We start from the raw sequence: 12245 nt of genomic DNA on the forward strand, positions 1-12245 counted from the left end.
GTAAACTCCGTTTTTGGCGGCTTCGCAAGCCTTGCAACTGGCACTTTCTGAACAGACACACATTTTGTAAAAATTTTTTGCGAGTTTATAGACACGCACTAACCTGCATTATTCATAAATTATCTATTACGATGCTCAACTATCGGCAAAACACAAGCGTCCTCATCAAATTTGAGTTGAAAATAGTTCACTATTTCCTGCATCAAATTTGTCTGCGATTGCTTGCGTTTTTTGATATGTTGAACATCTCATGACGAAAACTTATGAATAAAGCAGGCTAATTAACGGTATGGTAAATATTGTGTTGCTCCTATGCCGGTATTCTGACTAAACCAGGTTTGAAACATTATTTAAAAAGAGTTTAATTGACATGGCCATCAGAATAATGCCAAAGAATTTCTTTAAAACATATATTCCGGCCTGACCGATAATTCTTTCTACCTGATTGGTAAGCCTGAGTACTATATAAACAAAAGCGATATTCAGAAATAGCGCAATAATAATGTTGATGGTCTCATATTCTGCGCGTAAAGAAAGCAAGGTGGTAAACGACCCGGCTCCGGCAATGAGTGGAAAAGCAATAGGAACAAGTGACGCACCCGAAGGTGAATCATGTTTGAAAATGGTGACCCCGAGTATCATCTCTATAGCGATCATGAACAATACAAACGACCCGGCAATGGCAAAAGATGAGATGTCTACTCCGAATAAACCGAGTAGGGCTTTTCCCACAAAGAGAAAGACGATAAGAATCGAAAATGAAACCAGAGATGCCTGAGTTGCATTGATCTTATTTCCTTTGTTCCTTAAATCGACAATAATAGGAATGGAGCCAAGTATGTCTATAACGGCAAAGAGTACAATAAAAGCGGAAACGATTTCCAGAAAATTGAGTTCCATAACCGGGAAAATTTAGATTAACTGTAGGGTGCAAATGTAGAAATATTTTCCCGGCTACAGCCATGTAAAAAATCAGGGTTCAGGTGGCTTTTGAAATGAGTCTTGATTATTCCCCGATAAAACGGGGAAGGCAGGAACGAATTCCATCAGACCAATATAATTCAGACTAATTTTGTACTGATAAATACAATCAGGTTAAAAATCTATTGATGTGTATAATAATCTTGTGCCTTACTCCTTAAATGTACGGCACTTTTGAAGTCGCATTTAATCTGATAAATTTGCTATAAACATAAGAGCCTTTGAGGCTTCGTATCCTTCAGGCAGGGTAATATGACCCGGAAGGCGGTCAGATGGTTATATGGTTATAACATCTCTCAGAAGAACAACTTTGCGTCATTGCATTCATTCCTCTTTAGCCGGCTGTAATTTTCAATTCTTCCGACAAATAATGTTCCCCCGCGAATTTATCAATCAAAAACAGGATGTAACGGATGTCTACACTGATACATCTTTGAAGATCAGAAGAATATGAGATATCGGAGGCCATTCCCTCCCAATTACCGTCAAAAGCCAGTCCTACTATTTCTCCCCGGTTGTTAAGAACCGGACTTCCGCTGTTACCACCTGAAATGTCGTTGTCCGAAATAAAGCATAATGGAAGATTTTTACCATACGCGTTGTCATCTGAATCAAATAATAATTGCACATCTGTTTTCGTCTGGTAGGCGGTTTTTCCTGAATTAATTTTCTCCTTCATTCCCCGGAAGGTCGAAAAAGAAGCATAAGTAATACCATCTTCAGGGGAATAAGGGACGATTTTTCCGAACGAAAGGCGCAGCGTACTGTTGGCATCAGGATATAACCCATCGATGGAATCGCTCTTCATTAATATGCTCAGATACCGGTGCATTGAATAATTTATTTGATCGTCTATTCTGATATACATGGCATATACGGGACCAAATTCCTGAAAAAGATCATAGTAAAAACCAAAGCCGGGGTCTGACACAAGCTTTTCTGATGATGGAGCAGCAATGAAATCTTTAAATTTTTCCGAATCGGCAAAGAGTGACCCTGAATAGATTTTATCACTTAAATCTCTGATGTTTGTCGCGTTTTTAAAGAGTTTTTCATCGCTTATCCTCAGGCTGTCGTTTAGGTTTTGCAAATAATAAGTCAGCATTTCTTCAAAGACTTCTTTGTCGATAGCAGCCGAAAAATCCTCAAAAAAATTGTCACCGCTTTTTTTAAGTTTTTCGAGTTCATTGGTCAATATTGTTTGCGGGATATGATCTTCTTTGAGCAAGCCATACAAATTAAAGGCTTCGATAATGAGTGAGCTGATTTCGGGCCCGTTGATCAGGCTTTCGATGGTAACTATTGTTGTTTTTGTGAGGTTTTTACGCATCAGGTACAGTATTCTGGAAGAGGTAAGAATTTCCCGGAATTTTTTGTCATCGTTGATGCGGTTCTGAAGGTTATTTTCCAGTTCTTCTCTTGAATCAATCAGGTCCAGTTCTTTAATGCTCTCATTTTGTCCTTTTGCGTATTTCTGAAAATTGGCTGAATTGGCATATTTATCGGCATACCGGATACCTTCCACCTTCGAGTTCTTCATATTTTCTTTCCAGATAGCCTGTTTTATTTTCCTGACATCAGCAATAACAGGATTTATAATATCATAGGATTCCTTCATGCCTGCAGCAGTGATATATCTGTTGGTTTCACCCGGATATCCGAGAGTCATCGTGAAATCACCCTCTTCTACCCCCTGTTTCGATATAGTAAGGAATCTTTTGGGTTTGAAGGGCACATTATCGGGATGGTAGTCGGCCGGCTCTCCTTCGGGAGAACAGTAAACTCTGTAAAAGGCAAAATCGGCCGAATGTCGTGGCCACATCCAGTTGTCTCTTTCGCCGCCAAACTGTGCAATGTCTTCAGGAGGTGCGGCAACCAGCCGAACATCCCTGAACGTTTGTGTGGTAAGGAGAAAGAATTGGTTTTGAAACAGAAAATCCTTTATTTCCGCATCTTGTCCTTTAGCAAGAGAAACCGTGTCGAGTATAACTTTTGAGATACTATCGATAATAAACTCTGTTTCCGGTAGGCCGGAGACATTTTTCAGTGCAGAATTGAAAACAGGGGTAAGATTTTTTGCATCAATCAGTATGGTTGCAGTCTTTCCCGGATTAGGAATTTCTGATGCCGGAGATTGTGCCCAGAAACCATTGCTCAGTAAGTTGTTGTCTACACTGCTGTGTTGCTGTATGTCGCCGTATGCACAATGGTGATTGGTAAGCAAAAGGCCTTTGTTGCTGACAAAACTTCCGGTACAGCTGCCATCGTCAAGGGAAACTATGCTGAAATTAAGTGAGTTTTCACTGGTACTAAAAATTTCATCTTCCGGTAATTCCAGTCCCATCTCGTGCATCTTTTCAATTTGGGACTGAGGCAAATGCCAGGGCAACCACATGCCTTCGTCGGCAAGGAGAGTAATGAAAAAAAATGTATTCAGTAACGTCAGAAGTAATGCCCGCTTCCACATATCAACCAATAACTTAACAAATTCTTAATGTTGCGAAACTACAACAGAATGATTGTATTTCCCGATTTTGTAAAATATTTTTAAGATTATTTAGTGTTTTGTCTAAAATACTCCGTTAAATTTTTGCAATAGGCTGTGAATCAATTGTTTGCATATGAAGGTTTGTTTGTTAAAATGCAGTATATCAAGGTTGTAAAAATCATCTTACATCATTTATCTGACAAAATACACAAACCTCTAAAAACATGTTATTTATGCTAATTTGATAGCTTTTTGAATATGTCAGTACTTGAAAAACATTACTATTGACTAAAAACTATTGACTAAATTACTTATATCTAAAAATCTAACGTTCTATTGGTCTATCAACTTGCAAAAAATATTTTTACAATATGTGTGTCTGTCCATAAAGTACCATTTGCTGTGTTACGCTTGCCGCCAAAATACTCATTTACGAAAAGTAAACTCCGTTTTTGGCGGCTTCGCAAGCCTTGCAAATGGAACTTTCTGAACAGACACATGATAAGCAGGAATCTTTTCCTACTTTATAGACACACACTAATTATTCAACAATCGTCATCTCATCGATCAGGTTTTGAGCGCCCGCATATTTATCGATAATGAACAACACGTACCGGATATCGACATTGATACATTTTTGCAGTTCCGGTTCAAAGGCGATATCGCCGCTCATGGCTTCCCAGTTTCCGTCGAAAGCCAGTCCGAACAGGTGTCCTTCACCATTGATAACCGGACTGCCGCTGTTTCCGCCGGTAATATCGTTATCGGTTGTAAAATTGACATACATTCGGCCATCTTTGTTGGCATAACGACCGTAATCTTTATCACGGTAGAGTTGCTTCAGCTTTTCGGGAACAGAAAACTCATAGTCGTCGGGTTTTTCCTTTTCCATAACCCCTTTGAGTGTTGTATAATGCTTGTAAATGACGGCGTCCCGTGGCTCGTAATCACCCACTTGTCCATAACTTAGTCGCATTGTAAAATTAGCATCGTCGTAATATACTTTATCGGGATTCATCTCCTTTAATCCGGCAATAAACAGACGGTGATTCTTATCAATGGTAAGATTTGATTCGCGGGTTTGCCCCATTAATTTCATATATAACTCCATCGTGGATTTTCCGGCCGAATATGCAGGATCTTTCTTCAGTTTTTTTAGTTTCGGGTTTTCCAGGAAATCGTGAAGTTCTTCTTTGCTGACAAAAATGGATTTTCTGAATAATTTATCGGCATAATCATCAAAGCCGTCTTCTTTGTCGGTCTTTATCTCTTCGAAAAAAGAAGGGTAGAATTCCGCGTCTATCTCTTCATGATAGAGTTCCAGAAGAGCACTCATTACCTTTTGGTCGGTTGGTGCATGATAATCTTTGTAAAAATCTTCGGCTATTTTTTTTCAGTATTTTCGGTTGCCTCCTTTATCTTCTCTTCATCTTCGGATTCGAGGGCCTGTTCCAATTCCCGTGCTGCAAGTGAAAAACCAATGATTTCGGTACCCCGCAGCATGCATTCTCGTACAAAATTCTGGGCAAGATAGTAAGGCGCCCTGTTCTTGTAAGCTTCTTCAAGGGAGGACAGTACGTCACCATATTTTTCACGGCGCGCGGGAGACTCGTCTACCCAGTTACTGAACTTTTCTTCCAGTTTCTGTTTCTTTTCGATGACATTCAGGTTTTTCAATCCCCTGTTCATCCCGATGCTGTTTTTCCAGTAGTTGGAACTGCGCGAATATTTCGAAGCATATTGAAGTCTTATCTTTTCGCTTGAATTCATGGCCTTCTCCCATATTTCCTGTTTTACCCCCCTGGGCCTGATCAGCGAGAAATTGAAGATATTCATCCGTTCGTCAATGCCCCATGATGTCAGATAACGCTGAGTGCTTCCGGGGTATCCCAGGGTCATGGCAAAATCGCCTTTTTTATATCCTTTGAGTGATATGGGAAGGTGATGCGCAGGTTTTAACGGCACATTGTCGGGAGAATATTCGGCGGGCTTTCCGTCTTTATCGGCATAGACCCTGAAGAGAGAGAAATCGCCTGTATGCCGGGGCCACATCCAGTTGTCGGTATCGTGTCCGAATTTTCCGATTGATGAGGGAGGAGCACCGACAAAGCGAACGTCGTTGAACACTTCGTAAACAATCATGTAATATTGGTTACCGCCATAAAAATCGCGTACCAGTACCCGGTAATGTGAGTCGCCTTTTACGCTGTCGGCAATTTGTGTGGAGATGCTGTCGATAGCAGACCGGCGTTCTTCTTCAGTCATTTCGTCGGTGAGTCCTGCTTCTATTTTACCGGTTACATCTTCCATCCGCTTCATAAAGGTGACGGAAAGTCCCGGTGCCGGAATTTCATCATCGAGGGTTGGCGCCCAGAAACCATCTTCGAGATAATTGTTTTCCATGGTGCTCAACTCTTGTATGGTTCCGTAACCACAGTGGTGGTTGGTCAGTATGAGACCTTTATCCGAGATGAGTTCTCCGGTACATCCGCCACCGAAGATGACAACAGCATCCTTCAGACTTGAATGGTTGACACTGTAAATATCTTCTGCGGAAAGTTGCAGTCCCATCGACTGCATTTTTTCAATGTTCAGTTTTTTGATCAACGGCAGTACCCACATGCCTTCATCGGCCTTCGATAAGCCTGAGAAAGCAAATATCATGGCCACTGCAAGGGCGGTCATTTTTTTCATCATTGGTGTTTTTTGTTTTTATGTTCCTGAATTATATGAGTTGTTTTTTCTCTTTTAAGAGTTTGTAAAGATAATATTAACTGTACAAAGTTCAATTTGTTTCCATCCCCCCGCTCGGCGAAGTCTGTGACTTCGTCGTTTTACTCCTGTAGTCTCCAGACTACCTTCTGAAAGATTAGGAAGTACAATCCATTCTGATCTTTGATTTGATAACCGGTAGCCATGGAATAAATACTTTATTTTTAAAGATAGAAAACATCCGATTTTTATCTTACTGTTTTTGGTGGAGATATGACCAGTTTTATCGCGACGTTTTCTGCGGTAGTTAAAAACTACAAAGGTTTAAACGACGAAGTCACAGACTTCGCCGAGCTGGGGGTAGTGGTTGGTTTAACTGCTTAGGGTTTAGAGATCTACACTCACATGAAGTTTTCCGCCCAAACCGGTTTCAATAATTTTTCGTAAAGTAGAAATTCTAATATCACTTGAAGCTCTTTCTATCTTTGAGATATAAGTTCTTTTTACATTCAGCTTTTGGGCTAATTGTTCTTGAGTTAAATGGGCTTTCTTACGTGATTCTTTTACCAGTTCGGCAATCATGTAAGCTTCTGCTTTTTGGTTAAAGTCTTCACGGCTCTTTGTTCCTTCTTTACCATACTTTTGGTCTAAAAGCTCATTTATTGTTTTCGGATTTGTCTTCATAATACATCCTCCTTAATTTTTTTGCCTGTTCAATTTCTATTCGTGGTGTTTTCTGTGTCTTCTTTTAAAAGCCATGCAGTAAAATCACCAGTTTGTTGTCATCGAAAAAGGAAAATATCCGGTAAATATTGCTCCCAACTTCAATTCTGATTTCATAAATTCCATCTTCAAGATGTTTAAAGAACTTGGTTGATATTCTTTGCACAGAGATTACAATTTGCAAAACATAATCAACTTTGTCCTTAACTTTTTGAGGGAGTGGGTTATAAAACTCCCAAAAATAATCTTTGTATGGTTCAAGTATTCTCATCAATATACTACAAATGTAACCAATTAGTTTCTTTTTCCATTATTTAAGTAGATGATATTTTTCCAATTCCTTCTGCAAATCTTCCAAATTGTCCGTCCGGTAGTGTTCAGTGCTGTTTACATATTTATGCCCGGCCATGAACCGGACTCCCCCGCTCGGCGAAGTCTGTGACTTCGTCGTTTTACTCCTGTAGTCTCCAGACTACCTTCTGAAAGGTTAGGAAGTACAATCCATTCTGATCTTTGATTTGATAACCGGTAGCCATGGAATAAATATTTTATTTTTAAAGATAGAAGACATCCGATTTTTATCTTACTGTTTTTGATGGAGATATGACCAATTCTATCGCGATGTTTTCTGTGGTAGTTAAAAACTACAAAGGTTTAAACGACGAAGTCACAGACTTCGCCGAGCGGGGGGAGCAAAGTGTTTGTAGTTTGAGTTGACGAATAAAATGCCCCTCGTTCGGAAGCGGGGGGCAGGAGAGAGTGTGTGTTACTCTGTGTTTGCATTGTGGTGTTCTGTGTCACTTTTTGTATGCGTTTTACGGGGGAATTGCAGGGCACCACAGAGTTACATAGAGGAATCACGGATTTGTGTAATTATTTGCAGGATGAGCCTTAGAAATAGACGGAAACTCCACCGTGTAAGGAAAATCCTTTTATAGTTTGTTCTATATCGTAATCTTTATACTCACGGGAGATATTTGCATAGCCTAATCCTAAATCAAGTGAGATGTTTTTATTAAGGAAGAATGCAAATCCTGCACCCAGTCCCCAGCCCCCGCGCTCGGCGAAGTCTGTGACTTCGCCGTTTTACTCCTGTAGTCTCCAGACTACCTTCTGAAAGGTTAGGAAGTACAATCCATTCTGATCTTTGATTTGATAACCGGTAGCCATGGAATAAATATTTTATTTTTAAAGATAGAAAACATCCGATTTTTATCTTACTGTTTTTGGTGGAGATATGACCAGTTTTATCGCGATGTTTTCTGTGGTAGTTAAAAACTACAAAGGTTTAAACGACGAAGTCACAGACTTCGCCGAGCAGGGGGACTTTTCAGACTTAGAAATAAACTGATATTCCGCCATTAACTACTACGCCATCAGCATCATAATTTTCAGCACTGGCTTTCGCATAAGCTAGTCCAATATCAATAGATATATATTGGTTTAAAAAGAAAGCAGCACCGCCGCCAAAGGCATAAGAGTCAATATCTACTTTTTGTTCTCCGTTATAGTCGTCATATTTTTGATTTCCAAAGGCATATTCTGCCTGGAGGTATGGTTTAATGTTGGATGTTCCGAAGTAGTACCGAATTAAAGGACCTAATAAAAACATAGAACCGTTTTCATAATCTTCATAATTGAGCATTATTCCGATGGCAAAATTATCGGTCACAAATGTGCCAACGGTTGGCCGGATTTTGAATTCTGTCTGACTGTCTCCTCCGTCTGGTGACATTGACGAAAATGATATGTCAGAACTGCCGCTCATTATCATTTTCCCTTTAGCAGTCGGAGAAGAGAAGTCCTGATTGTTATTACCCCACGAAGCAGAGCTTTCTGAAATTTTCTCTTTTGACATTTTCTCAATTTCATCCATTTCATACACGAAAACGCTTCCGTCCGATGTTTCGACTTTAATTTGTTTGTTTGGAATCTGTTCAATTATGATTCCTTTAATGATGCTGCCGTCCTTTAGATGAACGACATCGCGATAATTGTTTTGCGATAATACGTTGACTGTCAACGCTACCAGGATAATGGTAAAAAATAACTTTTTCATGATATTAATTTTAGGGTTTAAATTATTGATGCCTAAATTAATGAAAATATTCAATTTTTTGTATTGGAAATGTAAAATGATCTTTTGGGTTGTGTGATTATTCTTCTGGATGTTGAGTTGTTCCGGGAACACGGTTGTAGTGTCTGATATGAATATGTTTAATTTCTCTTGGCGAAAAAAATTGTGATACCAGGGGGGTAGACTGTGAGCTCTTAATATTCATAATGGCAGAACTTTGTAGATTTTGTCTAAAAAAAGAACAGATTAATCGATGAATGTGTGTTGTTTATCATTAAATAGAGGCAATTATCCTAAATACACTTGAAGTTTATGTTGCGAACACGTAATTTGCATTCATAAATATGCCGAAAGGAATAGTCGGTTTTATTAAATTTTTTAACTAAAATTAAGGGTCATGAAGAAATTATTTATTGTAATTGCAGCTATGTTAATGTTAACAGCAACTTCTGCTCAATTTAAAGTAGGGGGTGGATTAACTTTCGGAACTGAAGCAGCTGTCGACGAGGATGGCGAAAAAATTGGTATTGGGATTACTTTAAAAGGAGACTATGCCATTAATGAAGAATGGACCATATCACCTGATTTTACTTATTATCTTCCCAGTGGAGGAGATTTAGGTGATTTTAATTTATGGCAATTAAATGCCAACGCCCATTATTATTTTCATGATTTAGATAATGCGCGGTTATATGCTCTTGGGGGATTAAATTACAGCCACTGGAAATGGGAATATGACGGTGCAGAATTTGATGGATGGGATGCAGATGACAGTGAAATAGGTTTAAACCTTGGTATTGGAGCTTCGATGAACCAGTTTTTCGGCGAACTCAAATACGACACAGCATTTGAGCAACTTGCCTTATCAGTCGGTATTTTATTTTAGGAATTCTAAATATGATTTAAAGAGCCGACACCAGATTTTGGAGTCGGCTTTTTTGTTGCACTTCCCAATGATTAGCAGCAAAAAATTAATAGAAATGACTGATTATGAATGGCAAGTTTAATAGACCGTTAGATTTCAGCTTGGTGTAAGTTACGCTTTTTAGGAGCTTTTAAGAATATTTTAGAATAGAAATATGGCTGTCTTTCTTTCGAAAGATGGCCATTTTTTATGTTTAGAACACCAATTTCAATTGCTGTTCCGTTAATTTAAAAGACAGGCGGTGTAGCGGGGAGGCCCCGTGTTCTTCAATGCCCTGCCGGTGCATTTTGGTGGGGTAACCTTTATTTTTGTTCCAGGCATAAAAGGGATATTTCTCATGTTGCTTCAGCATGTACTCGTCGCGATGTGTTTTGGCCAGCACGCTGGCAGCCGCTATGCATTTATAGATGCTGTCGCCTTTAACAATACACTGGTGTTTCGTTTTTCCGTAAGGGTGAAACCGGTTTCCGTCGATAAGTAACGACAGTGGTTGTGGTTTCAATTGTCCGATAGCCAGATGCATTGCCCGGATGGAGGCATTGAGAATATTGATCCGGTCGATCTCTTCGTTGTGTACCATTGCTACGGCCCAGGCCAGGGATTCCTTTTCGATGACGCTGCGAAGAAGGTCCCGTTTCTCTTCAGAAAGTTGTTTGGAATCGTTGAGTAAAGGATGGTCAAAGTCTTCGGGTAAAATAACGGCAGCAGCCACTACGGGACCGGCCAGACAGCCGCGTCCGGCTTCGTCGCAACCAGCCGCTAACGGTCCTTCGGCCGGGAGCAATCTCTGCTGAACTTTTGGTTGTTTGGTGCCTGCTAAAACTTTTTGTCTTATGCCAGTCATATTTGGGTTTTTTCTGAGGCTGTCTATTAACCCTGTGATACTCTTTGTGTCATTTGTGATGCTCTCCCGAAGAAATCGGGATGAGTTGTGTAATTTATTGTTTCACAGAGCATAACGGAGGGCATACAGAGTCACACAGAGTGGTGGATGAACCTTTTTATTCACTCTCAATCAAAAGAGTACCTTTATCCCCCGGGGGAAGTCAGAGGTGGCCTTCTCCTCCCTTTGTGGGAGCTAGAAAGGACTATTGTACAACACTTCCATAACCGTTTGTCCTACTGCTTTAAGCGTACTTCTGTCAATGATTTCCATATTATCATCGTGAGTGTGCCAGTATTTACCAAAAGAAGTATTACTTGCCGGGTCAAATTCTATAATATCGATGGCAGGGATACCTGTATATTCGTTCACATATAAATGGTCATCGGTGATGTATCCGCCTTTTCTGAAAACGAAGAAATTGCCATATCCGATCTTTGCGGCTGTATTCCAGATGTGATCAACCAGACCGGGGGCAATATCCATTGAATGCCGCTCCTGAAAGAACCTGGCCTCTTTGGCTCCAACCATATCCAGCAGAATACCATAACGGGCATAATAGTTTTTTTTATGCGGATTTTTGCCCCAGAACTGGCTGCCCAGGCACCAGGTATCTTCCTTGTATGGAAGATTACGATGTTGCGCGGTGCCATAATCTTCAGCATCGAAAAAGATGATGTCGATACCCGCATGTGCAGGGTTGTCTTTCAGGTGACGTGCGATTTCCATCAATACACCTACGCCGCTGCCGCCGTCGTTGGCTCCGTCGATGGGCTGATTGCGCTTGTCATGATCGGGGTCATAATCGGCAAACGGACGCGTGTCCCAATGGGCAAATAGCAGGATGCGATCATTTTTTTCGGGCTGAAATTGTGCAATGATGTTTTTGATGTTTAAGACCGAGTTGTCAAAGGCCGTTACTTTACCTTCCTGTACAATGACTTCGGCACCCATGCTTTTCATTTTCGCTTCGAGCCAGTTGGCACAAGCTTCGTGTTCCGGGGTGTTTGGCACGCGTGGACCAAATTCAACCTGTTTCTGTACATATTGATAGGCCGAATCTGCATTGAAGTCGGGGGTCTGAAGTTGGGGAAGTGTTTTTTCATCCTTTCCTGATGATTTCTTCGATCCTGTGTTGTTACATCCCGAACCAAGGGATATCAAAGCAACCACTGATAATACCAATGGAATTTTAATGAATCGGTTGATTTCCTTTTGCATTTAATTCAAATTTTATTGAACAATACTCTGTTAAACTTTTGCAATACCCTGCAAACCAATTGTTTTTGTTTACAGAGATTTGTTTATTAAAATACAGTATATCAAGGTTGTACGAAACAAGCATGCCAAGTGTGCCGTTTTATTTATTTTTTTGTTTTCACAGAGTTTCACAGAGTAGACACAGAGGCCCCCTAATCCCCCCAAGGGGGACTTATAATTTGAAATACTCTTTTAA

At 40.2% G+C, this 12245-nt stretch carries 8 protein-coding genes and 1 pseudogene; 1 reads left to right on the top strand and 8 read right to left on the bottom strand.

Features of this window, described 5'->3' with window-relative positions; translation table 11 throughout:
- Positions 1–327: 327 nt before the first annotated feature.
- From OQ5_RS0115900 to OQ5_RS0115930, 6 genes and pseudogenes are all read right to left on the bottom strand, one after another.
- The gene (locus tag OQ5_RS0115900) at positions 328–900 is read right to left on the bottom strand and encodes a MarC family protein (RefSeq protein ID WP_016778437.1); all 573 of its coding nucleotides are present in this window, start codon (positions 898–900) and stop codon (positions 328–330) included.
- A gap of 415 nt (positions 901–1315) precedes the next feature.
- Positions 1316–3448 carry a S46 family peptidase gene (locus OQ5_RS0115905; protein WP_016778438.1) on the bottom strand — a complete coding sequence of 711 codons (2133 nt, stop codon included), beginning with the start codon at positions 3446–3448 and terminating at the stop codon, positions 1316–1318.
- Positions 3449–4010: 562 nt separating this feature from the next.
- Positions 4011–6163, bottom strand: a pseudogene (locus OQ5_RS25330) (S46 family peptidase).
- A 405-nt stretch (positions 6164–6568) separates the two neighbouring features.
- Positions 6569–6865: a helix-turn-helix domain-containing protein gene (locus tag OQ5_RS0115915; RefSeq protein WP_016778439.1), complete on the bottom strand. Its 297-nt coding sequence runs from the start codon at positions 6863–6865 to the stop codon at positions 6569–6571.
- Between the two features lie 64 nt (positions 6866–6929).
- Positions 6930–7175, bottom strand: a complete 246-nt coding sequence (locus OQ5_RS21365) for a type II toxin-antitoxin system RelE/ParE family toxin (protein ID WP_016778440.1) — start codon at positions 7173–7175, stop codon at positions 6930–6932.
- 1065 nt (positions 7176–8240) lie between these two features.
- A complete protein-coding gene (locus tag OQ5_RS0115930) occupies positions 8241–8963 on the bottom strand; it encodes an outer membrane beta-barrel protein (RefSeq protein WP_016778442.1) in 723 nt (240 codons plus the stop codon).
- Between the two features lie 415 nt (positions 8964–9378).
- Between OQ5_RS0115930 and OQ5_RS0115940 the strand changes: the two genes are divergently transcribed.
- A complete protein-coding gene (locus OQ5_RS0115940; RefSeq protein ID WP_016778444.1) occupies positions 9379–9867 on the top strand; it encodes an outer membrane beta-barrel protein in 489 nt (162 codons plus the stop codon).
- A 232-nt stretch (positions 9868–10099) separates the two neighbouring features.
- On the opposite strand, the gene OQ5_RS0115945 is transcribed toward OQ5_RS0115940, so the two are convergent.
- Together OQ5_RS0115945 and OQ5_RS0115950 are read right to left on the bottom strand one after the other, a co-directional pair.
- Positions 10100–10750: a ribonuclease HII gene (locus OQ5_RS0115945; RefSeq protein ID WP_016778445.1), complete on the bottom strand. Its 651-nt coding sequence runs from the start codon at positions 10748–10750 to the stop codon at positions 10100–10102.
- Positions 10751–10984: 234 nt separating this feature from the next.
- Complete coding sequence (locus OQ5_RS0115950; protein ID WP_016778446.1) at positions 10985–12010, bottom strand: M28 family peptidase; 1026 nt, start codon at positions 12008–12010, stop codon at positions 10985–10987.
- Positions 12011–12245 lie beyond the last annotated feature (235 nt).

The organism is Anaerophaga thermohalophila str. Valhall (genome assembly GCF_000250735.1).
Classification (GTDB): Bacteria; Bacteroidota; Bacteroidia; order Bacteroidales; family Marinilabiliaceae; genus Anaerophaga; species Anaerophaga thermohalophila_A.

Coding starts and splice junctions, on each gene's coding strand:
- OQ5_RS0115900 (WP_016778437.1), bottom strand. CDS start 900: ATGGAACTCAATTTTCTGGAAATCGTTTCCGCTTTTATTGTACTCTTT.
- OQ5_RS0115905 (WP_016778438.1), bottom strand. CDS start 3,448: ATGTGGAAGCGGGCATTACTTCTGACGTTACTGAATACATTTTTTTTC.
- OQ5_RS0115915 (WP_016778439.1), bottom strand. CDS start 6,865: ATGAAGACAAATCCGAAAACAATAAATGAGCTTTTAGACCAAAAGTAT.
- OQ5_RS21365 (WP_016778440.1), bottom strand. CDS start 7,175: ATGAGAATACTTGAACCATACAAAGATTATTTTTGGGAGTTTTATAAC.
- OQ5_RS0115930 (WP_016778442.1), bottom strand. CDS start 8,963: ATGAAAAAGTTATTTTTTACCATTATCCTGGTAGCGTTGACAGTCAAC.
- OQ5_RS0115940 (WP_016778444.1), top strand. CDS start 9,379: ATGAAGAAATTATTTATTGTAATTGCAGCTATGTTAATGTTAACAGCA.
- OQ5_RS0115945 (WP_016778445.1), bottom strand. CDS start 10,750: ATGACTGGCATAAGACAAAAAGTTTTAGCAGGCACCAAACAACCAAAA.
- OQ5_RS0115950 (WP_016778446.1), bottom strand. CDS start 12,010: ATGCAAAAGGAAATCAACCGATTCATTAAAATTCCATTGGTATTATCA.